This is a genomic window from Actinocorallia sp. API 0066, from assembly GCF_020991275.1.
Classification (GTDB): Bacteria; Actinomycetota; Actinomycetes; order Streptosporangiales; family Streptosporangiaceae; genus Actinocorallia.
In genome coordinates, this window is record NZ_JAJLQY010000010.1 from 193,282 (window position 1) to 214,502 (window position 21,221).

Genomic DNA, 21,221 nt, shown 5'->3' on the forward strand with positions numbered 1-21,221 from the left:
CGCGGCGTCTTCGTGGAGGAGTCCCCCTGCTCCACGAGGGCGTGCGCGGTCAGGAACGGCCGAGAATGAGGCTCATCGCCTCGGCGCGCGTTTCCGCGGATTTACGGAAATCCCCACGGACCGCGGAAGTGATGGTCTTGGCCCCCGGCTTGCGTACTCCGCGCATCGTCATGCAGAGGTGTTCCGCCTCGATCACGACGATGACGCCCCGCGGGTCGAGGTGTTCCATCAGCGCGTCCGCCACCTGGCTGGTCAACCGCTCCTGAACCTGCGGGCGTCGCGCGTAGACGTCGACAAGGCGGGCCAGTTTCGACAGGCCCGTGATCTGCCCCTTCTCCCCCGGGGTGTATCCGACGTGCGCGACCCCGTGGAACGGGACAAGGTGGTGTTCACAGGTCGAGTACAGCTCGATGTCCTTGACCAGCACCATCTCGTCGTGATCGGCCTCGAAGGACGTCGTCAGCGCGTCCTCGGGGCCCATGGCCAGGCCGGCGAACTGCTCGGCATAGGCCCGGGCCACCCTCGCGGGGGTGGCCCGGAGTCCGTCACGGTCGGGATCCTCACCGATCGCGTAGAGGATCTCGCGTACGGCTTTCTCGATCCGCGCGTGATCGAACTCCGGGGAAGCACTCATAACGGACACTCTACGCGGTGACGCTATGCGTCCGATTCCCCGGACGGCAGTTCGACGACCGTGGTGTCCTTGGCGCCGTTGAGCGCGAGTTCCTTCGGCGTCATGACCGGGGGACGGTCGGACGGCAGCCGCTTTCCGTAGCCGGTGTAGGAGTTCTGGTGCGGGCGCTTGCGAATGGGCGCGAACACCTGGAGCACCTGCTCCTTGCTGAGCGTCTCTTTCTCCATGAGTTCGAGCACGAGGTGGTCCAGCACGTCCCGGTATTCGGTGAGGATCTCCCATGCGACGTCGTGGGCGCCCTCGATCAGGCGGCGCACCTCGTCGTCGATGGCGGAGGCGATGTCCTCGGAGTAGTCGCGCTCGTGGCCCATGTCGCGGCCGAGGAAGACCTCGCCCTGCCCGGTGCCGAACTTGCGGGCGCCCAGGCGCTCGCTCATGCCGTACTCGGTGACCATGTTCCGCGCGATGGTGGTCGCCTTCTCGATGTCGTTGGACGCGCCCGTGGTGGGCTCGTGGAAGACGAGCTCCTCAGCGGTGCGGCCGCCCAGCAGCATGGCGAGCTGGTCGTTCATCTCCGAGCGGGTGGTGAGGAACTTGTCCTCCATCGGGAGGGTCATGGTGTAGCCGAGGGCGCGGCCGCGCGGCAGGATCGTCACCTTGTGCACGGGGTCGGCGTTGGGCAGCGCGTGCGCCACCAGCGCGTGGCCGCCCTCGTGGTAGGCGATGATCTTCTTCTCGGCGTTGGACATGACGCGGGTCTTGCGCTCCGGCCCGGCCATGACGCGGTCGATGGACTCTTCCAGCGTCGCCATGTCGATGAGCTTCTGGTCGAAGCGGGCCGTCAGCAGCGCCGCCTCGTTGATGACGTTGGCGAGGTCGGCGCCGGTGAAGCCGGGGGTGCGCCGGGCGATGGTGTCGAGGTCGACATCGGGCGCGAACGGCTTGCCGCGGCCGTGGACGCGCAGGATGCCCTTGCGGCCCTCGAGGTCGGGACGGTCGACCGTCACCTGGCGGTCGAAGCGGCCGGGGCGCAGCAGCGCCGGGTCGAGGATGTCGGGACGGTTGGTGGCGGCGATCAGGATCACACCGCCCTTGGCGTCGAAGCCGTCCATCTCGACGAGGAGCTGGTTGAGGGTCTGCTCGCGCTCGTCGTGGCCGCCGCCCAGGCCGGCGCCGCGGTGGCGGCCGACGGCGTCGATCTCGTCGATGAAGATGATGGACGGGGCGTTGGCCTTCGCCTGCTCGAACAGGTCGCGCACGCGGGAGGCGCCGACGCCGACGAACATCTCGACGAAGTCGGAGCCGGAGATCGAGTAGAACGGCACCCCGGCCTCGCCCGCGACGGCCCGCGCCAGCAGCGTCTTGCCGGTGCCGGGAGGGCCGAACAGCAGGACGCCCTTGGGGATCTTCGCGCCGATCGCCTGGAACTTGGCGGGGTTCTGGAGGAAGTCCCGGATCTCCTGGAGTTCCTCGATGGCCTCGTCGGCGCCCGCGACGTCGGCGAACGTCGTCTTGGGGGTGTCCTTGGTGATGAGCTTGGCCTTGGACTTGCCGAAGTTCATCACCCTGGAGCCGCCGCCCTGCATCTGGTTCATGATGAACAGGAAGATGAGGACGATGATGATGAGGGGCAGCAGGCTGAACAGGAAGCTGAGCAGCAGGCTCTGCTTGGGCACCTCGACCTGGTAGGACTGGGTCTTGCCTGCGTCGACCTGCTGCTGGAGCTGGGTCTGGAGGCGGGCGCCCTGGCTGCCCACCCAGCTGGCCTGCATGTGCTTGCCGTCGTGGGTGGTGATCTGGATGACCTGGTCCTTGTCGACGATCTTCGCCGACTTGACCTGGCCCTTCTCGATCGCGGAGACGACCGTGGAGGTGTCTTCCTTCTCGTAGGTCTGACCGGGATTCATTCCCCACACCACGAGCGCGGCGAGCAGACCGAAGAGAAGGACCCACAGCAGTGGTCCGCGGAAGTATCGCTTCACGTCCATATGTGCGGATTCCCCGGGCGGGGCCCGTCCCTCCTGACCAACGTCTGCGGAAAGCTAGCTACTGAAGGTACACCGGACGATGCAGGGCATGCAGCCAGCGATCTCCCCAGCGTCTTGCCAACGATCGGGTGGACCGGGATGTTCCCCGCGATCAGCTGCCATACACGTGGGGCGCCAGCGTTCCTACGAAGGGGAGGTTCCGGTACTTCTCGGCATAATCCAGGCCATATCCCACAACAAACTCGTTGGGGATATCGAACCCAACGTACCTGACGTCCAGTTCGGCCTTGACCGCTTCCGGCTTGCGCAGGATCGTGCAGACCTCAAGGCTCGCGGGCTGCCGCGTGCGCAGGTTGTCGATGAGCCACGACAGCGTCAGGCCGGAGTCCACGATGTCCTCGACGATCAGGACGTGCCTGCCGGAGATGTCGGTGTCCAGGTCCTTGAGGATCCGCACGACGCCCGACGACTTCGTGCCCGACCCGTAGGACGACACCGCCATGAAGTCGAGCGAGACGTGCGAGCTCAGCGCGCGCGCCAGGTCGGCCATGACCATGACGGCGCCCTTGAGCACCGCGACGAGCAGAAGGTCCTTCCCCGCGTAGTCGGCGTCGATCTGTCCGGCGAGCTCCCGGATCTTCGCCTGCAGCTCGTCCTCCGGGATCAGCACCTCGGACAGGTCATTTCCCAGGTCCTTCTCGTCCACCCCACGCCTCTCGTCAGCGGCCCTGGCCCGCCGCTGCGGCCGGGCCAAGATGCAGCTTGCCATACCTCCGGAACGCAACGATCCCCCCGGGCAGGTCGGCGCCGCGCTGGCCGTGCCAGGCCGTGACCAGCCGGTCCATCGCGGTGACGTGCACCGCCGCCAGCGATCCGGCCGGGCAGCCCGCCTCCACGGCGGCTCTGCGCAGCACCCGGCCCCTGACGGCCCGGGGCAGCCCGGCCAGCACCGACACCTCGTAGGTGTGGCCGACGCCACGTGCTTCCGCCTGCGCCCGGACCGCCCACTCGTCGAGCGCCTCGGCGTCCGCGCGCAGGAGATCGGCCGTTCGGGCCAGCGCCTCGGTGACGCCGGGACCGAGCGTGTCCTCCATCGCGGGGAGAAGGGAGGCACGCACCCTGGAGCGGGTGTAGGCGGGGTCGGTGTTGTGCGGGTCGTCCCAGGGCGTCAGGTCCATCGCAAGGCAGGCACGCCGTACTTCGGCCCGGCCCAGGCCGAGCAGGGGACGCCGGTAGAGGCCGCTGCGCGCGGGCATCCCGGCGAGCGACCGCGCGCCCGAGCCACGGGCGAGGCCGAGCAGGACCGTTTCGGCCTGGTCGTCGCGGGTGTGGCCGACGAGGACGGCGGCCGCGCCGAACTCCGCTGCCGTCTTGTCCAGCGCCGCGTACCTCGCCTCGCGCGCCGCGGCCTCGGGGCCGCCCTTGGCGCCGACCTCCACCGCGACGGACCCCGCGGGATCGAGGCCGAGCCCCCAGAGCGTCTCGACGATCCTCGCGGCCCGCGCGGCCGAGCCCTCCTGGAGGCCGTGATCGACCGTGACGCCGCCCGCGCGCAGCCCCGCGCGCGGCGCCTCGAACGCCAGCGCGGCGGCGAGCGCCAGCGAATCAGCCCCGCCGCTGCACGCGACGAGGACGAGGGCGCCACGGGACAGCTCGGACAGCTCCGCCCGCACCGCCGAGCGCACCCTGGCGACCGCAGGATCAGGCCCCACCGCTTCCTCCCGCCGACGCGCGCCGTGTGCTGCCGGGACCCAGCGTGCCACGGGCCGATGACATTTCCGGGAGGCGGCGCGTCAGGGCTCCGTGCCGTTCGGCTTCTCCAGCGAGAGCACCTCGCCGGGCAGCGCGGGCTTGACGACGCGGGCGATCCACACCGACGGGTCGGCGATCTCGTCGAGGGTCGGCAGGGTCTCGGGCGACGCCCACACCTGGTTGAAGCCCTCCATCCCCACCTCCGCGTGGACGCGCCGGACGAACCGGGAGCCTTCGGCGTACTGCTTCATCTTGATGTCGATGCCGAGCAGCCTGCGGATGGTCTTGTCGAGCCGGGAGCCGCCGCCGCGCCTGCCGTTGAACTTGCTGCGGATCTGCGCGACGGTCGGGACGACGCCGGGCCCGACCGCGTCCATGACGAAGTCGCCGTGCCCCTCGACCAGCGTCATCACGGCGGTGAGCCGGTCGAGGATCTCGCGCTGCTCCGGGCTCTGGATCGCGTCGATGAGGGTGGACTCGCCGCCCCGGACCGCGTCCGCGACGGCCTCGGCCGCGTCCTTGATCCGGTCGAGCAGCTCCGTCGGGCCGATGTCGGACGCCAGCAGGAACCTGGTCATCTGGTCCTGGACGTAGCCGCGCAGCCAGGGCACGGCGGTGAACTGGGCGCGGTGGGTCTCCTCGTGCAGGCAGACCCAGAGGCGGAAGTCGCGGGTGTCGACGCCGAGTTCGCGCTCGGTCTGCACGATGTTGGGCGCGACGAGGGTGAGCCGTCCGGTGGGCGCCTGGCCGGAGGGGTCGGGCGGCAGGAACAGTTCGTACTGGCCGAGCACCCGGCTGGCCATGTAAGCGAGGATCGCGCCCATCTGCATGCCCGTGACGCGCGACCCCACGAGGTCGACGGCGATGCCCACGGGGCCCGCGGACGGCCTGCGCTCGGACAGCTTGTCCACGAGGGGTTCCAGGACGACCCTGAAGCCGTCGACGTTCGCCTTGATCCAGCCGGGGCGGTCGACGACCGTCGCGGGCTTCGGATCGGGCAGCACGTCCATCCGGGTGAACTCGCGCACGTGCTCCTGGGCCACGGCGGACAGCTCCCGCAGCTCACGGACGACCTCGCGCGCCTCCTCGGCGGAGACCTGTGGTCCGGGCCGCACCAGGCGCGCCCCCGTCTGGACCGCCGTCCCCCAGTCGATCATCCCGCCCACGCCCGCTCCCTCCGCCGGGACCGGAACCCCGGATAGGACTCACTCGCGTTCTTGCTCCACCGTATGCGACCAACGCCCGGCACCACTCAGACGTTCCCCCGCGCCCCGCCGGACAACCTGCGGCCGGAGTTATCCACAGGGGCGTCCGCGCAGGTCAGCGCGGGTGTAGCAGGATGGGTGCGGGCGGGCGCGGCGGTCAGCAGGCGCAGGTGACGACGGTGTCGGCGAGCTGGTCGAGCGCCACCCGGGCGGCGCCGAGGTCGGCGGCGTCGTTGGCCATGAACGCGAAGGAGAGGAGGCGGCCGGTGGAGTCATAGGCGACGCCCGCGAGGGTGGCGACGCCGTTGAGGGTCCCGGTCTTGGCGCGGACGAGGCCCGCGCTCGGCATGCCGAGGAAGCGTTCACTCAGCGTTCCGCTGAAGCCGCCGACGGGCATGCCGGTGAGCACGGTGCCGAGTTCCGGGCGCTTGCCCGAGGCGGTGAAGGAGACGAGGCGGGCGAGCGCGAGCGGGGTGATCCGGTTCTGCGGGGAGAGCCCGCTGCCGTCCACGGTGGCGACGCCCTGGGCCATGCCGAGCGACTGGAGCGTCTCGCGGACGGCGCGGGAGGCGCCTTCGAAGGATGCGGGAAGGTCCTTCTTCAGGGCGACCTGCCGGGCCATCGCCTCGGCGACCTCGTTGTCGCTGCACTGCATGAGGTGCTCGACGAGTTCGGCGACCGGCGGCGAGTCGACCGAGGCGACGTCCTGCCCGCCCGAGCCTGAGGCGGGTCGTCCGACGGTGGTGGCGACGCCGTACTGGTTCAGGTACCTGGCGAACGCCTGGGTGGCCGCTTTCGGCCCGTTGTCGGCGGGGGTGACGGTGCCCTCGCACGGGTTGGGCGCGGACCTGCCGTTGTCCACCATGAGGGCGGCGATGGGGGCGACGCTGCCTTCGGTGACGTAGGTGGGCTTCCATCCCGGTCCCATGTCGGAGCCCTGGTAGAGGGAGGCGTCGTAGTCCACCGTGACGGCGCCGACGCCCTCGGTCTTCAGCGCGTCCGCCGTCTGCCGCGCGAGGTCGGCGACGGAAGCGGGGCGCGGGTAAGAGGTGGGCTTGGCCTTGGACGAGAGGGTGGGATCGCCGCCGCCGACGAGGACGAGCCGGTCGCCCTTGCGGACGACACGGGTCCGCAGGGTCATGCCCGGGTCCAGGACGGCCAGCGCCGCGGCGGAGGTCACGATCTTTGTGGTGGAGGCGGGCACGGCGGCCTTGGTCGATCCGGCGTCGAAGAGCGTCCTGCCTGTCCTGGCGTCGAGGACGACGCCGGTGATCTTGCCGTCGGCGTTGCGGGCCGCCAGCCGGGAGGCGAGTGCGGCTCCGGGAATCTTCCCGGCACCGGTAACCTGCCTTGTCTCACCGGGATCCACGACCCGCCGCTCGGCCACCGCGGCCGGTTGCGGGGAGAGTTCCCGTTCTGGTGTGATTTTCACCACACCGGCGCTCGCGCTGACGGCGAAGACCTGGAGCAGGAAGAGTGTGACCACGGCCACCGGCCGGTCAACGGTCACCATGTCACGTCTCTCCCTCGTCCAGGTCTGCCACGTGAGTGCGAGATCCTTGTATACACACAACACCCCATGAGCCACGCATCAACGCGGCAGCTTCGGACCATGGCGAGCGGAGGAAGACAGTGGAATTCGACGTGACCATCGAGATCCCGAAGGGCTCTCGGAACAAGTACGAGGTGGACCACGAGACCGGACGGATCCGGCTCGACCGCCTCCTTTTCACGTCCACGCAGTACCCCACCGACTACGGGTTCGTCGACGGCACCCTGGGTGAGGACGGCGACCCACTAGACGCGCTGGTGCTGCTGCAGGAGCCGACCTTCCCCGGCTGCCTCATCCTGTGCCGCGCCGTCGGGATGTTCCGGATGACCGACGAGGCGGGCGGCGACGACAAGCTGCTCTGCGTCCCGGCCACCGACCCGCGCTTCGAGCACGTGCGTGACATCCACCACGTTCCGGAGTTCGACCGGTTGGAGATCCAGCACTTCTTCGAGGTCTACAAGGACCTGGAGCCCGGCAAGTCCGTCGAGGGCGCCAACTGGGTGGGCCGGGTCGAGGCCGAGGAGGAGATCCTCCGCTCGCGCAAGCGCGCGGAGGAGCACGGCCACTGACCCGAGCGGCCGTCAACCGGGGCGGACGGCGCCGATGAAGCCGTTCCGCCAGATGGACGAGATCCGCACCTTCGCACCCGTGTAGGGCGCCTCGACCATCCGCCCGTCACCGACGAAGATCCCGACATGATGAATCGTGTCGGGATCTTTGGTGTTCTTGGCGAAGAACACCAGGTCGCCCGGCCGGAGCATCGTCGTCGGCACCCGCGGGCCCGCCACCCACTGCGACCCCGTCCAGTGGTCGAGGCCGATGCCGACCTTCCCCCACGCGTACAGCGCGAGGCCGGAGCAGTCGAAGCCCTTGATCTTCGACCCGTGCTGGATCCCGTAGGACGGCCCCTTCTGCGTCCCGCCTCCCCATGAATAGGGAGTGCCGATCCACTTGAGCGCCTCCTTGACGACCGTCTTGCCGCGGCCGCTTACGCGCGGCGAGAGGTCGTCCTCGAAGTTGCGCACGGCCTCGCGGTCGAGGCGTTCCGCACGCTCCTCGCGCAGCGCGGCGATCCTGCGCTCGGCCAGCCTGTCGGCTCGGCTCTGGGTGCGGGTGAGCTGCGCGGTGAGCCCACGTTTCAGGGCGCCGATCCGGGTGAACGCCTCCTTCTGCGCCCGTACCGCGGCGACCGCGTCACGGCGCGTGCGTTCGACCGTCACGGCCGTCTCCTTCTGCCGCGTGTGCGCGCGTCTGGCCTCCGAGCGGAGCAGGCGCGACACCTTGCGCGCCGCCTTCACCCGCTTGCGCAGCCCCTCGTGGCGCGTCTCGACGACCTGGAGCAGCCGCGCCCTGTCGAGGGCGGCCTGCGCGCCGCCCGTCCCGCCGACGGCGAGGCCGAGCCTGCCCGCCGAGGTGTAGGCGCCGACCTCGCGCGCGGAGAGTTCCCGCCGGGCCGCCTCGTAGGCGGCCTCCGCCTTGCGCGCCCGCGCCCTGGCGTCCCGGACCGCCGCGCGCGCCTTGCGCAGCGCCACGAGCCGCCCGTTGTGCCGCTCCATCGCGAGCTCGGCGTCCCAGCCGAGCGTCGTCAGCTCGGCGTCGGCGGCGGCCAGCCGCGCCTTGAGCCTGCCGATCTTCTGCGCCTTGGTCAGCGGCGCGGCGCGGCTCGCGACCGCCTGCCCCGCCGGCGACGGTTCGGCCGCGAGCGCCGGGGCGACGCCGACGACCAGCGCTCCCGCGACGACAAGGACGAGAGTTGTAGACGACGACCGCGGCACGGTTCCCACCTCCACCCAGGACACGTGACCCGCTGAGGGGCAACGCTGCGAACACGTCCTGTGAACATCTGTCACACGGTGTGCCTCTACCCCGCGCGGCCTTGTCGCCACTCCGGCTTTACGGTCTTCTTTCCACTTTTCCAAGGAGCCCAGGGCGCTATTTCCGGCTTTCTCCCGACAACTCGGGCAGTCGCTTCCGCCTCGCTGAGATTCTTAATCCAGGCCGAAAGGGAAGCCCTTCTCCGGAAACCACAATTCCGGCTTGTCGGGTGTGACCTTCTCGTCCGCCGGGTGTTCCTCGGGCGGGCACAGCGACGGCGAGGGCTCCGGCGTCCCGGTGCCCGTCGGCGCGGGGACGGGGCCGCTTGTCGGCGTCCCGGCGGGCGCCGTGTGCGCGGGCGACGAGGTCGGCGGGACGCCCGTCGCCGGGTGCGGTGGAGAAGCCGGCTGCCCCGTCGGCGGGAGGGCGGACGTCCAGGTGACCGTCACCGTGACGCGGCCAAGGCGGATCGTCCCCTTGCCCGCGCCGTCCTCCGCCGTGCGTAGGACGCGTACCTTGACCGTCGCCTTCTGGTCCTTGGCCAGCCGCCCCGAAGGCTCCGAAAGCCGCATCGGACCCTTCACCTTGGCCCGCCACACCAGGTCGTCGTCGGCCGAGAGCCGCAGCGTGCCCACCGAGTCCGCGCCCAGGTCGAGCCGCAGCGGCGACACCGTGAGCGTGCCGGGGCGCTCGGGCGCACCGGCTACGGCGTCCAGCTCCGCGCTCTGCGGTGTGTGCGCGGGCGGCTTGACGTGCGGGGTGGCTGCCGTGTCGGACGCCGCCGCCCCCTTGCCGCCCACCTGGAGCCGCGCGGGCAGGGCGCCGTCGCGCGGCTCGGGCGGACGCGGCCGGTCGTCGGCAGTGTCACCCGAAGGAGCGGGCCGTGACCCCGGCGTGCCCCCCGACGCGATCGTGCGCACATCGTGGCGGGGATCGCCCACCAGCCAGCCAACGAACGTCGTCCCCGCGATCAGCCCTCCCGACAGCACCCCGACCACCAGGATCCTGCGCCACCACCGCGCGCGGTCCTTAGGCTCCTCATCGAGCGGGACCGTCGTGTGGCCGGGAAAGCCGAGCGGCGTGAAGTCGGTGCTGCGGGTCGCGACGAACAGCCGGTAGCCCACGAGGTCCGGATCGGTGAAGCAGCTCATCACCTTCGCGCGCAGCCCGGCGGGCGGCGCCGGACTGGGGACCATCGCGAAGATCTTGGCGGGCGACACCGCTTCCGTCGGCCGGTGGACGGCGCACTCCGGGCACGCCTTCACGTGCGCGAGGAGGTTCGCCCGCACGTTGGCGTCGACTTCGCCCGCCTCCCCCGCCGCGAGGATGTCCGCGCGGGACGCGCAGCCGAAGGGCCCGAGGTGGGAGAGCAGCTCCACCGTCAGGGTGCTGCGCAGCTCGTTCCTCCCGTCGGCGAGCAGCGCCTGCGTCTGCCGTTCGGGCACGGTGAGCACCAGCGAAGCGTGCCGTACCGACAGCTTGTGCAGCGTCTCCAGCTCCAGCGCCTCCCGCGCGCGCGGTTCGAGCGCCCGGACGGCCCGCCAGGCGATGAGCCGCTGGTCCGCCTCGCGCCGGTCGCCCTCCGGCGCCGGGAGGTCGGGAGGCGACGTCGGGAAGGGCCGCCGCGCGCACTCGGACCTGGCGATCGCGTACAGCCAGGGCCGGAACAGCGCGACGTCGTGCAGCCTGTCGGCGTGCGCCTCCGCGACGATGAAGGTGTCGCGCAGGGCCACCTGCGCCGCCTCGGCGTTCGTCAGCCGGAACCAGCAGTACGCGTACAGGGGCTCGGCATACGCGTCGTAGACCGAGGCGAGCGCACCGGGATCACGGGCGCGCAGCGCCTCGACGAGCTGGCGGTCATCCATGGCGGAAAAGCTAAAGGGGCCGCCATCTTCACCTCCACCGAATCCCTGGAATTGCTCAGCAATTCTTCAGAGCGATCCAGGTGATTCACCGCAAATATCGCGATCTTCGCAACGCCCTTTCCGGGAACCGTCGCCGATCGGACAGAGGTCCGGTTGTTCAGAATTGCAGCCGCATGGGCGGAAAGAGCCGGTCGGCCGCCGCCGCGATCGCGGTCACCTGCGCCGAGGTGAAGATCACCGGATGCGCCTTGACGAACTCGGGGATCTCCCGGCCCCGGTGGAAGGTGACCCCCTCGTGCTCCAGACCCTCCGGCTCGACCTTCCCCGACTGGACGGCGACCAGAGGAACAACGCCGACCTCCTCGTCGAGCTCCTCCGCGAGGAACCGCGAGACGAGCTCGGCGGCGCGCGCGGCGGTCTCGCCGATGCCGCCCACCGGCTCCTCCCCCGCCCACAGCCGCCCCTCGTCCGCCCAGAGCCGGACGCCCCGCCGCACCCTGCGCGTGATGACGACGTAGACGCCGGTCAGGCCGACCACCAGATGGTCGAGGTTCGTCGCCGACAGGTACGGCACCGTCCGGTCGTGCAGGACCGCATAGCCCCTGCCGAGCCCGCCCAGGTCGCGGCCCGTCCTGCGCTCGGCGCGCGCCCCGCGCCGCCACTCGGTCTCCGGCCCCGGCACCAGGTAGCTCAGCCCGTAGTGCAGGGCCGCGACGCCCGCCCCCGAGCAGGCGCCGATCCGCCAGTCGACGAACCCCGCCGTCATCACTCCCGCCGCGGCGCCCAGCGCGCTGCCCACCGCGCAGCGCTCGACCCGCGAGGAGAGGGTCCGGTAACGCGCCCAAGCCGAAGCTCCGGCCATCCCCATCTCACTCCGACCCACCTGCTCACCCCCGGGGGCAAGAGTCGTGGCAGGTCGGGCCGCATTCAAGGACTTCGGCGCACCCGGCAGGTGTCGTCGCGGCATACCAGGGCAAGCCGGGCGCGGTTTGACACTGCAACGATGACAGTGTCAGTATTGCAGCGTCGGCCGCCGAACCGCGGCGCCGGCGCACGGTGCCAACGGGCGGGAGGTGACGCAGATGAGCGAGGGGTGGACGATCGCCGAGCTGGCCGCGCGCGCCGCGGCGGCCCTGGCCGACCTCGACGTCAACGGGCGCGTCCAGGACGTGCCGAACGAGCGGCTCATCCGCTGGTACACCACGCTCGGCCTGCTCGACCCGCCGGTCCGGCACGGCAGGCACGCGCGCTACACGCCCCGGCACCTGCTCCAGCTCGTCGCGGTCAAGCGCCGCCAGGCCACGGGGCTGAGCCTCGCCGAGATCCAGGCCGAGCTCGTCAGCGCGCCCGACGGCAGGCTCACCGCCATCACCGGCCCGCTCCCCGAAGTCGACATCGCCTGGAGCGCCCCCCGGCCCTCGCCCCGCCGCTTCTGGGCCGCCGAACCCCCGGCGCCCGACGAGCGCCCCGAGCCTGAGCGGTCCGAAGCACGGTCGACGCGCGCGGGGTCGGCGCCGAGCCCGGAACCCCCACCAGCCGCGGTTTCCGCGCGAGGTCCACTGCCAGCCGTCGCCGACGCGGCGGCAGGCACGGAGTCCGCGCCGGTGGACGTGGTGTTCGCCGTGCAGGGGGTGCGGCTCGCGCCCGGGGTGACGCTGCTGCTCGAAGGCGGGCCGGTCGGCGGTGAGGACGCTGCGGCGCTGCTGCGCGCGGCCTCACCGCTGCTCGCCGAACTCGCCCACCGGGGCCTGCTGCCAGGAGAGGGGGAACCCGCCGCGCGCACCTGAACCCAGCACGACGTCCGAGCAAGCGCAAGCCAGTCTGGAGGCAGCAGTGACCACGCAGATCGAAGAGCCGGGCGCGTGCCCGCCCCCCGCCGGGGCGGTCACCGGCGTCCTCAGCACCTCCGAGGGGATCCTGCCCCTCGACGCCGTGCGGATCCACGCCGACATCGCCGGGCTCGCCGCCGGGGTCGAGGTCGTGCAGGAGTTCCGCAACGCCTTCGAGATCCCCCTCGAAGCCACCTACATCTTCCCGCTGCCCGACCGCGCCGCGGTGACGGCCCTCGTCATGGAGGCGGCGGGCCGTACCCTCCGGGCCGAACTGCGCGAACGCGGCGAGGCGCGCGCCGCGTACGACACCGCGATAGCCGCCGGGCAGCGCGCGTCCATCGCCGAGGAGGACCGGCCCGACGTCTTCTCCATGCGCGTCGGCAACATCCCGCCGGGCGAGCGCGTCACCGTCCGGCTCACGCTGAGCCAGCCGCTCCCCTGCGAGGACGGCACCGCCGTTTTCCGGTTCCCGCTCGTCGTCGCGCCCCGCTACGTCCCCGGCACCCCGCTGGGCGGGCCGGACGCGGGCCTGGGCGTCACGCCCGACACCACCGACGTGCCCGACGCCTCCCGCATCAGCCCGCCGGTCCTGCTGCCCGGCTACCCCCACCCCGTCACGCTCGCGCTCACCGCGCGGATCGACCCGGCCGGGCTCCCCCTCGGCCCCGTCACCTGCACCCACCCCGTCACCCCGGACGAGGCGGGCGTGCTCACCGTCGCGCACGGCGCACGACTCGACAGGGACTTCATCCTGCGCCTGCCCTACGGCCCGAGGGGCGCTCCCGACGAAGTCGGGCCCGCGAAGCGCCCCACGGGCCCAAACGAACACAGCCCGGCGGGCGCTCCCGACGAAGTCGGGGCCGAGTCGCTGGTTCTCACGCCCGACGCCGAAGGCGGGGAGGGCACCTTCACCCTCACGCTGCTGCCAGCGGCCGAGGCCGCGCCACGGCCCAAGGACGTCGTCCTCGTGCTGGACAGGTCGGGCAGCATGCACGGCTGGAAGATGGTCGCCGCGCGCCGGGCCGCCGCCCGCATCATCGACAGCCTGCACTCGCGCGACAGGTTCGCGGTCCTCGCCTTCGACCACGAGGTCCAGACCCCCGAGGGGCTGCCCGACGGCCTCGCCGACGCCACCGACAGGCACCGCTTCCGCGCCGTCGAGCACCTGGCCAAGACCGAGGCGCGCGGCGCCACCGAGATGCTCGACCCGCTGCGCCGCGCCACCGCCCTGCTCGCCGACCCCGCGCGCGACAGGGTCCTGGTCCTCGTCACCGACGGCCAGGTCGGCAACGAGGACCAGATCCTCGCGGCGCTCCCCGCGCCCCGGCCCGACGGCATCAGGATCCACACGGTGGGCGTCGACAGGGCGGTGAACGCGGGCTTCCTCGGCAGGCTCGCCGCCTACGGGCAGGGCCGCTGCGAACTCGTCGAGTCGGAGGACAGGCTCGACGCCGCGATGGAGCACATCCACCACCGGATCGCCGCGCCCGTGCGCACCGGCATCACCCTCGACCCCGGCCCCGGCCTGGAACTGCTCGGCGAGACGGTCTCCCCCGCGCGGCCGCCGTCGCTGTTCCCCGGGGTGCCGCTCGTCATCTCCGGGCGCTACCGGGGCGCGGGCCCGCTGACGGTCCGCGCGGACGAGGGGTCCTGGGCGCGGACGCTGACGCCCGTGGTCGTCCCCGAGTCACCGGCTGCCGTGTTGTGGGCGCGCGCCCACCTGCGCGATCTGGAGGACTCCTACGCGGCGAGCCCGTCCGGCACGCTGGAGGAGCGGATCGTCGCGACGTCGCTGCGGCACGGCGTGCTGTGCCGGTTCACCGCGTACATCGCGGTGGACACCCGGGTGGTGACGGACGGCGCGGCGCCGCACCCCGTCGTCCAGCCGGTCGAACTGCCGGACGGCTGGGCGCAGCCGCTGTCCGTCGCCGCCCCCGCGTTCGGCGCGGCGCCCCGGATGGCCGCCGCCTCGATGCCGGTGCCCGCCCCGGCGCCGGCGGCCGCGCCTCCCGGCTACGCGGGCGCCCCCGCGGGGCCGCCCTCGCCCGTCCTCGACGCACCCGAGCGCGCCGCGGAGCCGCCCCCGTACGGCACCGGCGGCCCCCAGCACACCGCAGGGCCGCCCGCGCCGCGGCCCGCCCGCGCCCGCCGTGCCGCCGCGCCGCGGCCCGCGAGCCCCGATCTCACGCCGCTGCTGGCGGTGGAGCTCGACCGGCTCAGGGCGCTCGCCGACGCCCCCGAGCCCGCGCGCCGCCGCCACCTGACAGATCTCATCACCCGTCTGGAGGCCCTCCAGATCCCCGACCTCACCCCGCTCCTCACCACCCTCAAGACCGCCCCCGACCCCCTGTCCCTCTGGTCCGAGCTCGTCGACCGCCTCACCGCCCTCACCAAGCCGCGCCCCTTCTGGAAGCGCTGACCCCGGGAACTCGGGGAACCGGGTTCCAGAGCACTGACACGCGGGGGGCCGGGGAGCCCGGTTCCAGCACTGACACGCGGGCTTCAAGGAGCCGGGTCCAAAGCACTGACACGCGGGGATCGGGGAGCCCGGTTCCAGCGCTGACACGCGGGGATCGGGGAGTCCGGTTCTGTCAGGGGTCGGCGATAGCTTCGGCGGGTGATGATGATCGGCGGAACCCCCGTGTGGGTCGAGACAGATGGTGAAAGGGAAGTAAGGATCAGCTGGGGCGACGCGGGCTCCCCCGCCGCCGGGCTGGCCGCCGCGCTCGGCGAGGCGATCACCCTCGCCGTGCGGTCGGGCGTCCCGGCGGAGCACCTGATCGAGAAGTTCCTCAATCTGCGTTTCCTGCCCGACGGCGAGACCACCGACCCGGAGATCCCCGCCGCCACCTCGGTCGCGGACTACCTGGCCCGGCGCCTCGCCCACGACTGGCTCACCCCTGAGCAGCGTCGCAAGCTCAACCTCCACACGCCCGACGACCCCTGGCCGGACGCCTACCGTCCCGCCGCCCCCTGACCACCCGTCACCGACACCCGGCCATCGGCCCGGACGGCCGCATCCGCGCCGTCCAGGCCGGTGGGCGGCGTCAGCGGCTGGACTGGAGGAACCTCCAGGCGTCCTCGATGATCTGGGGCAGGGGGCGCTGCGCCTTCCAGCCGAGTGCCTCCTCGATCCGGGCGACGGAGGCCACGAGGTAGGGCGGGTCGCCGGGACGGCGCGGATGGACGTCCAGCGGGACGGGCCGCCCGGTGACGGCCCGGGCGGTGTCGATGACCTCCATCACGGAGGAGCCCCTGCCGCTGCCCAGGTTGTAGATCGAGTGGACGCCCGGTTCGACGGCGTCCAGCGCGAGCAGGTGCGCCTCGGCGAGGTCGGCGACGTGCAGGTAGTCCCGCACGGCCGTCCCGTCCGGCGTCGGGTAGTCCGTCCCGTACACCTGGACCGAGGGGATGAGGCCCGCGACGGCGCGCAGCACGTTCGGGATGAGGTGCGTCTCCGGGTCGTGGCGTTCGCCGAGTCCCTTGTAGGAGCCGCCCACGTTGAAGTACCTCAGGCTCGTCGCGGCGAGCCCGTAGGCGACGGCCTCGCCCTGCAGCGCGAAGTCCACCGCGATCTTCGACTGCCCGTAGGGGTTGATCGGCGCGGCGGGCGCCTGCTCGGTGATCGGCTCGTCTCCCGCCACGCCGTAGGTCGCCGCGGTCGAGGAGAACACCATGCGCCGGACCCCGTTGTCGCGCATGGCCTCCAGCAGCGACAGCGTGCCCCCGACGTTGTTGTCCCAGTACAGCTCGGGGCGCCGCACCGACTCGCCGACCTGCGACTTGGCGGCGAAGTGCAGGACGGCGTCGAACCCCCCGGCCGACAGCACGTCCCCCGCCTGCCTGATGTCCCCCCTGACGAACTCGACGCCCTCGGGCACGCCCGCCGCCGATCCCGTCGTCAGATTGTCCAGCACGACGACGGTGTGGCCCGCCTCGACCAGCTGGGCCGCGACGACCGATCCGATGTAACCGGCCCCACCCGTAACAAGAAGCTTCATTGATCCTCCAATGTCAGCGGCCAGTCCAAGGTAGCGCCCAAGAAAAATCCAAGTGGTTCACAACCGGTCGGGAGCACGATCTCCGGTAATACGAAACACTGGAGGATCTGATGAACGCCTCGCGCCTGACGGCGCTCCTGCTGGCGCTGACGGTGACGGTGACGGTGACCGCGTCCGGCTGCCAGGGGACGGGTTACGCGAAGCCGATCGAGACCCCGAGCAGCACCTCCGCCCAGCGATGAGAAAGGCCCGGGACGCACCCGGGCCTCTCCGCAGGAAACGGTCAGAGCTGCTTCTCGTATCCGGCGAGCAGGACGCAGGTCGCCAGGCCCTCGATCGCGACCTCCAGCTCCGCCAGCACCGGGAAGGTCGGCGCGATACGGATCGTCCGGTCGGCGGCGTCGTCGCCGTACGGGTGGGTCGAGCCCGCCGGGGTCAGCGCGACGCCCGCCTCCTTGGCAAGCCGCACGACCCGCTTGGCACAGCCCTCAGGCACGTCGAGGCTGATGAAGTAGCCGCCCTTGGGCTGCGTCCAGGCTGCCAGGCCGGTGCCGCCGAGCCGCTCGCTGAGGATGCGCTCGACGGCGTCGAACTTCGGCCTGACGATCTCGGCGTGCTTGCGCATGTGCTCCGCGAGGCCCTTGGAGTCCTTGAGGAACTGCACGTGCCGTAGCTGGTTGATCTTGTCGGGGCCGATCGTGCCCTTGCCGAGCAGCCCGGTGAACCACTTGAGGTTCGCCTCGGACGACCCGAAGAACGCGACGCCCGCACCCGCGAACGTCACCTTGGACGTGGAACCGAACACGAACACCCGGTCGGGGTTCCCGGCCGCAGCGGCCTCGGCGAGCACGTCGAGGATCTCGTCGTGCTCCTCGGTCAGGTGGTGGACGGCGTAAGCGTTGTCCCAGAAGACGCGGAAGTCGGGGGCCGCCGTAGGCATCGCGGCGAGGCGGCGCACCACGTCGTCGCTGTAGGAGACGCCCGTGGGGTTGCTGTACTTGGGCACGCACCAGATGCCCTTGATCGTCGGGTCCTGCGCGACGAGCCCTTCGACGACGTCCATGTCGGGGCCCTCGTCCGTCATGGGCACCTGCACCATCTTGATGCCGTACCGCTCGGTGAGAGCGAAGTGCCGGTCATAGCCCGGGACGGGGCACAGGAAGGTGATCTCCTCGTCGAGCCAGCGCCCCGCGCCGCCGGGAACGCCGTTGAACAGGGCGTAGACGAGTGTGTCGTGCATGATCGCGAGGCTGGCGTTGCCGAGCGCGATGAGCTGCTTGGCGGGCACCTGGAGGCCCTCGGCGAAGATCTCGGCGATCTCGGGGATGCCGGTGAGGCCGCCGTAGTTGCGCAGGTCGGTGCCGTCGGCGGAGGTGTAGGCGCCCTCGCCCGGCAGTTCGAGGAGGCCGTCGGACAGGTCGAGCTGGGCCGGCGCGGGCTTCCCCCGGGTGAGGTCCAGCTTCAGCCCACGGGCCTTGAACGCCTCGTAGTCCTGGCGAGCCTTGGCGTGGAGGTCAGCCACATTCTGAGAAGTCACTGCGCGTCCTTCTGCGAGATGCCGGTTCGGGCACCTCGCAGGATATCGCTGCCGGGTCCGCTGGCCCCTCACGCGGTCGTGGCGGGCACAATGAGTGCCATGACGTACCGGATCACCTTCGTCTGCACGGGCAATATCTGCAGGTCTCCCATGGCCGAGCACGTCGTGCGGCGGCACTTCGCCGAGGAGGGCCTGGACGTCGAGGTCGACAGCTCGGGGACGGACGGCTGGCACGTCGGCGACCCGGCCGACCACCGGACGGTCCGGACGCTCTCCAGGCACGGGTACACGAGCGCGCACACGGCACGCCGGTTCAGCCCGTCCTGGTTCGCCCGGTACGACCTCGTCGTCGCGCTCGACCAGGGGCACGCGAAGGCGCTCCGGTCCCTTGCGTCCACCCCGGAGGAGAGGGAGAAGATCCGCCTGCTGCGCTCCTTCGACCCGCAGGCCGCCGACCTTGACGTCCCCGACCCGTACTACGGCGGTGACGCCGACTTCGAGGAGTGCCTTGAGCTCATCGAAGCTGCCGTGCCGGGGATCCTCGCGGAGGTGCGCGGGGCGTGAGGCTGCTCGGCTCCACCGTGGCGCGGACACGGGACCTGGGGCGCGGCCACTCCTGGACCCTGCACCACGTCACGCTGGACGACGGGCGCGAGGTGTTCGTCAAGAAGGGCTACGACTTCTCTTCCGAGGCCGACGGATTGCGGTGGCTCGGCCCTCCAGCGGTGGAGGTGCTCGCGGTTGACGACGACCTTCTTGTCCTGCCTTGGTTGGCCTCCTCTTCCCCGCGTAAGGAGACGGCCGAAGAGTTCGGCCGTGCGCTCGCCGCGATGCACGCGCGTGGCGCGCCCTCCTTCGGCGCCGCGTGGGACGGGAACATCGCCGACCTGCCCCTGGACAACACGCCGGGCGAGGAATGGACGTCCTGGTACGCCGAGCGGAGGGTGCTGCCCTATCTACGGCGTGCCCGTGACAGCGGCGTTCTGTCCGAGCGTGACGCGCGTGAGGTCGAGGACGCGCTCGGACGGGCGGCGCAACCGGTCGAGCCGCCGTCCCGGATCCACGGCGACCTGTGGAGCGGGAACGTCGTGTACACGTCAGGCGGCGCCCGTCTCATCGACCCGGCGGCGCACGGCGGGCACCGCGAGACGGACCTCGCGATGCTCGCGCTCTTCGGCGCCCCGCTCCTGGACTCCGTTCTCGCCGCTTACGACGAGGCGTCTCCGCTGGCCGAAGGGTGGCGGGAGCGGGTGCCGCTGCACCAGTTGCATCCGCTGGCCGTCCACGTCGTGCTGTTCGGGTCGTCCTACCGGTCGGCGCTGCTCGACGCCGCGCGCCGGGTCTGACCGTCCGTCGGCACAAACGCCATCGCCGGGACACAGCGGGCATTTCCGATCGCGATTTACCAAGCGACTTATCACCTGGTAACCCCGCATTCTTCTCGTTCTTCAGCGGGTTATCCACAGGCGCCGAGGCGTTTTGCTTTTTTGTCGGCGGGAGGTGCGACGATGGTCGGGCGTCAAAACGAAGGGGGACGGCACGGTGAGCGGCAAGTCTTGGATGCGGGCGTGCGCGGCGGTGGGCGCCGCCCTCGCCGTCACGATGGCCTGCACCACCACGGATTCCTCTGCCCCGTCGCGCCCCGCGGGCCAGTACACGCCACCGCCCGTCGCCTGGAAGGACTGCGGCGAGGGCTTCCAGTGCGGCACGCTCGACGTCCCCGTCGACTACGGCGCGCCGGACGGCAGGAAGATCGCGCTCGCCCTCATCAAGATCCCGGCCACCGGCGCCAAACAGGGCTCCCTCGTGACGAACCCGGGCGGTCCCGGCGGTTCCGGCGTCAACTTCATCAGGACCAACGGCCGCGCGTTCGGCGAGAGCCTGCGCCGCGCGTTCGACATCATCGGGTTCGACCCGCGCGGCGTCGGCAAGAGCAGCCCCGTCGAATGCCTCACCGACGCGCAGCTCGACGCCTACCTCGAAACCGACATGTCGCCCGACGACGACGCCGAGATGAAGCAGCTCACAACGGTGTCCCAGGGCTTCGCGGAGGGCTGCCAGGAGAAATCCGCCGACATCCTGCCGTACGTCTCCACCAGGGACGCCGCCCGCGACATGGACGCGATCCGCGTCGCCGTCGGAGACTCCCAGCTCACCTACTGGGGCGCCTCCTACGGAACCTACCTGGGGGCCTGGTACGCCGAGCAGTTCCCGCAGAACGTCCGCGCCCTCGTCCTGGACGGCGCGCTCGACCCGACGCTGACGGCCGCCGAGACCAACATCCAGCAGGCCAAGGGCTTCGAGACGGCACTGCGCGCCTTCACCGAGGACTGCGTCAAGCAGCCCGACTGCCCGCTCGGCACCGACGTCGACGCCGGGATGAAGAAGGTCACCGCCCTGCTGGAGAAGGCCGACAGGCAGGCCCTCAAGAACACCGCCGACTCCCGCGACGTCGACCAGTCGCTCGTCGCCTGGGGCCTGGCCACGCCGCTCTACCAGAAGGCGGCCTGGCCGCTGCTGCGCGGCGCCCTGGCCCAGGCCATGCAGGGCGACGGCACCACCCTGCTGCGTTTCGCCGACCTGCTGGTCGAACGCGAGCAGAACGGCACGTTCTCCAGCCAGACGGAGAGCAACATGGCGGTCAACTGCCTCGACAAGCCGAGCTCCGACCTCGCCGGTTACAAGTCCGAGGCGGAGGCCGCCGCGAAGGCCGCCCCGAACTTCGGCGAGTTCATCGTCTGGAACACCCTCCCGTGCGCCTTCTGGCCGGTGAAGGCGACCGAGGAGCCCCGCGCCCTGCGCGCCGAGGGCTCCGCCCCGATCCTCGTCGTAGGCACCACCCGCGACCCCGCCACCCCCTACCAGTGGTCGAAGAACCTGGCCTCCCAACTCGCCAACGGCCACCTCCTCACCTACGACGGCGACGGCCACACCGCCTACCTCTCCGGCCCCCCCTGCATCCGCAACGCCGTAGACACCTACCTCACCACCCTCACCCTCCCCCCCACCAACACAACCTGCACCTAATCCACGATGCCAC

General features: G+C 71.4%; 19 protein-coding genes. 8 read left to right on the forward strand and 11 right to left on the reverse strand.

Translation table 11 applies throughout. The annotated features are described in order from the left end of the window. Window positions 1–49 precede the first annotated feature (49 nt). The 6 genes from folE to dacB all read right to left on the reverse strand — a co-directional run bounded on the left by folE (window position 50) and on the right by dacB (window position 7,092). Window positions 50–634 (reverse strand): GTP cyclohydrolase I FolE, encoded by a 585-nt coding sequence (folE, locus tag LO762_RS24325; protein WP_230618312.1) that lies wholly within the window; start codon window positions 632–634, stop codon window positions 50–52. A 23-nt stretch (window positions 635–657) separates the two neighbouring features. Further along, window positions 658–2,622, reverse strand: a complete 1,965-nt coding sequence (ftsH, locus tag LO762_RS24330) for an ATP-dependent zinc metalloprotease FtsH (RefSeq protein WP_230618313.1) — start codon at window positions 2,620–2,622, stop codon at window positions 658–660. A gap of 151 nt (window positions 2,623–2,773) precedes the next feature. Continuing rightward, window positions 2,774–3,328, reverse strand: a complete 555-nt coding sequence (gene hpt, locus LO762_RS24335; RefSeq protein WP_230618314.1) for a hypoxanthine phosphoribosyltransferase — start codon at window positions 3,326–3,328, stop codon at window positions 2,774–2,776. Between the two features lie 13 nt (window positions 3,329–3,341). Continuing rightward, a complete protein-coding gene (gene tilS / locus LO762_RS24340; protein WP_230618316.1) occupies window positions 3,342–4,334 on the reverse strand; it encodes a tRNA lysidine(34) synthetase TilS in 993 nt (330 codons plus the stop codon). An 81-nt stretch (window positions 4,335–4,415) separates the two neighbouring features. Further along, the gene (locus tag LO762_RS24345; RefSeq protein WP_230618456.1) at window positions 4,416–5,531 is read right to left on the reverse strand and encodes a zinc-dependent metalloprotease; all 1,116 of its coding nucleotides are present in this window, start codon (window positions 5,529–5,531) and stop codon (window positions 4,416–4,418) included. Between the two features lie 205 nt (window positions 5,532–5,736). Next, on the reverse strand, window positions 5,737–7,092 hold the full coding sequence (gene dacB, locus LO762_RS24350; protein ID WP_230618318.1) for a D-alanyl-D-alanine carboxypeptidase/D-alanyl-D-alanine-endopeptidase: 1,356 nt from the start codon (window positions 7,090–7,092) through the stop codon (window positions 5,737–5,739). A gap of 119 nt (window positions 7,093–7,211) precedes the next feature. Here dacB and LO762_RS24355 point away from each other — a divergent pair, with 119 nt between their 5' ends. After that, entirely contained in the window at window positions 7,212–7,700 is a 489-nt protein-coding gene (locus LO762_RS24355; RefSeq protein ID WP_230618319.1) for an inorganic diphosphatase, read from the forward strand. 12 nt (window positions 7,701–7,712) lie between these two features. Here the strand turns inward: LO762_RS24355 and LO762_RS24360 are convergent, their stop codons facing one another. The 3 genes from LO762_RS24360 to LO762_RS24370 all read right to left on the reverse strand — a co-directional run bounded on the left by LO762_RS24360 (window position 7,713) and on the right by LO762_RS24370 (window position 11,673). Further along, complete coding sequence (locus tag LO762_RS24360) at window positions 7,713–8,906, reverse strand: NlpC/P60 family protein (RefSeq protein WP_230618321.1); 1,194 nt, start codon at window positions 8,904–8,906, stop codon at window positions 7,713–7,715. Window positions 8,907–9,119: 213 nt separating this feature from the next. After that, on the reverse strand, window positions 9,120–10,811 hold the full coding sequence (locus LO762_RS24365; protein ID WP_230618323.1) for a hypothetical protein: 1,692 nt from the start codon (window positions 10,809–10,811) through the stop codon (window positions 9,120–9,122). Between the two features lie 157 nt (window positions 10,812–10,968). Further along, a complete protein-coding gene (locus LO762_RS24370; RefSeq protein ID WP_230618324.1) occupies window positions 10,969–11,673 on the reverse strand; it encodes a nuclease-related domain-containing protein in 705 nt (234 codons plus the stop codon). 220 nt (window positions 11,674–11,893) lie between these two features. On the opposite strand from LO762_RS24370, the gene LO762_RS24375 reads away from it, so the two are divergent. The 3 genes from LO762_RS24375 to LO762_RS24385 all read left to right on the forward strand — a co-directional run bounded on the left by LO762_RS24375 (window position 11,894) and on the right by LO762_RS24385 (window position 15,620). Beyond that, the gene (locus tag LO762_RS24375) at window positions 11,894–12,598 is read left to right on the forward strand and encodes a helix-turn-helix domain-containing protein (RefSeq protein WP_230618326.1); all 705 of its coding nucleotides are present in this window, start codon (window positions 11,894–11,896) and stop codon (window positions 12,596–12,598) included. Window positions 12,599–12,644: 46 nt separating this feature from the next. Next, window positions 12,645–15,062, forward strand: coding sequence for a VIT domain-containing protein (locus LO762_RS24380; protein WP_230618328.1), 2,418 nt, complete (start codon window positions 12,645–12,647; stop codon window positions 15,060–15,062). Between the two features lie 198 nt (window positions 15,063–15,260). Then, the gene (locus LO762_RS24385) at window positions 15,261–15,620 is read left to right on the forward strand and encodes a hypothetical protein (RefSeq protein ID WP_230618330.1); all 360 of its coding nucleotides are present in this window, start codon (window positions 15,261–15,263) and stop codon (window positions 15,618–15,620) included. 70 nt (window positions 15,621–15,690) lie between these two features. Here LO762_RS24385 and galE read toward each other — a convergent pair whose 3' ends face one another. Further along, window positions 15,691–16,644, reverse strand: a complete 954-nt coding sequence (galE, locus tag LO762_RS24390) for a UDP-glucose 4-epimerase GalE (protein WP_230618331.1) — start codon at window positions 16,642–16,644, stop codon at window positions 15,691–15,693. 110 nt (window positions 16,645–16,754) lie between these two features. Here galE and LO762_RS32825 point away from each other — a divergent pair, with 110 nt between their 5' ends. Further along, the gene (locus LO762_RS32825) at window positions 16,755–16,886 is read left to right on the forward strand and encodes a hypothetical protein (RefSeq protein ID WP_255687767.1); all 132 of its coding nucleotides are present in this window, start codon (window positions 16,755–16,757) and stop codon (window positions 16,884–16,886) included. Window positions 16,887–16,927: 41 nt separating this feature from the next. On the opposite strand, the gene LO762_RS24395 is transcribed toward LO762_RS32825, so the two are convergent. Then, a complete protein-coding gene (locus tag LO762_RS24395; protein ID WP_230618333.1) occupies window positions 16,928–18,181 on the reverse strand; it encodes an aminotransferase class I/II-fold pyridoxal phosphate-dependent enzyme in 1,254 nt (417 codons plus the stop codon). Between the two features lie 99 nt (window positions 18,182–18,280). Here LO762_RS24395 and LO762_RS24400 point away from each other — a divergent pair, with 99 nt between their 5' ends. The 3 genes from LO762_RS24400 (at window position 18,281) to LO762_RS24410 (ending at window position 21,208) form a co-directional block, all read left to right on the forward strand. Then, window positions 18,281–18,745 (forward strand): low molecular weight protein-tyrosine-phosphatase, encoded by a 465-nt coding sequence (locus LO762_RS24400; protein ID WP_230618335.1) that lies wholly within the window; start codon window positions 18,281–18,283, stop codon window positions 18,743–18,745. Next, the gene (locus LO762_RS24405) at window positions 18,742–19,527 is read left to right on the forward strand and encodes a fructosamine kinase family protein (protein WP_230618337.1); all 786 of its coding nucleotides are present in this window, start codon (window positions 18,742–18,744) and stop codon (window positions 19,525–19,527) included. The genes LO762_RS24400 and LO762_RS24405 overlap by 4 nt, the downstream gene beginning before the upstream one ends. Window positions 19,528–19,723: 196 nt before the next feature. Continuing rightward, window positions 19,724–21,208, forward strand: a complete 1,485-nt coding sequence (locus tag LO762_RS24410; RefSeq protein ID WP_230618339.1) for an alpha/beta hydrolase — start codon at window positions 19,724–19,726, stop codon at window positions 21,206–21,208. Window positions 21,209–21,221: the final 13 nt, after the last annotated feature.

Excerpts from the sequence above, each read along its gene's own strand:
- folE (WP_230618312.1), bottom strand. The coding sequence starts at position 634 with ATGAGTGCTTCCCCGGAGTTCGATCACGCGCGGATCGAGAAAGCCGTA.
- ftsH (WP_230618313.1), bottom strand. The coding sequence starts at position 2,622 with ATGGACGTGAAGCGATACTTCCGCGGACCACTGCTGTGGGTCCTTCTC.
- LO762_RS24345 (WP_230618456.1), bottom strand. The coding sequence starts at position 5,531 with ATGATCGACTGGGGGACGGCGGTCCAGACGGGGGCGCGCCTGGTGCGG.
- dacB (WP_230618318.1), bottom strand. The coding sequence starts at position 7,092 with ATGGTGACCGTTGACCGGCCGGTGGCCGTGGTCACACTCTTCCTGCTC.
- LO762_RS24365 (WP_230618323.1), bottom strand. The coding sequence starts at position 10,811 with ATGGATGACCGCCAGCTCGTCGAGGCGCTGCGCGCCCGTGATCCCGGT.
- LO762_RS24370 (WP_230618324.1), bottom strand. The coding sequence starts at position 11,673 with ATGGCCGGAGCTTCGGCTTGGGCGCGTTACCGGACCCTCTCCTCGCGG.
- LO762_RS24375 (WP_230618326.1), top strand. The coding sequence starts at position 11,894 with ATGAGCGAGGGGTGGACGATCGCCGAGCTGGCCGCGCGCGCCGCGGCG.
- galE (WP_230618331.1), bottom strand. The coding sequence starts at position 16,644 with ATGAAGCTTCTTGTTACGGGTGGGGCCGGTTACATCGGATCGGTCGTC.
- LO762_RS32825 (WP_255687767.1), top strand. The coding sequence starts at position 16,755 with ATGAACGCCTCGCGCCTGACGGCGCTCCTGCTGGCGCTGACGGTGACG.
- LO762_RS24400 (WP_230618335.1), top strand. The coding sequence starts at position 18,281 with ATGACGTACCGGATCACCTTCGTCTGCACGGGCAATATCTGCAGGTCT.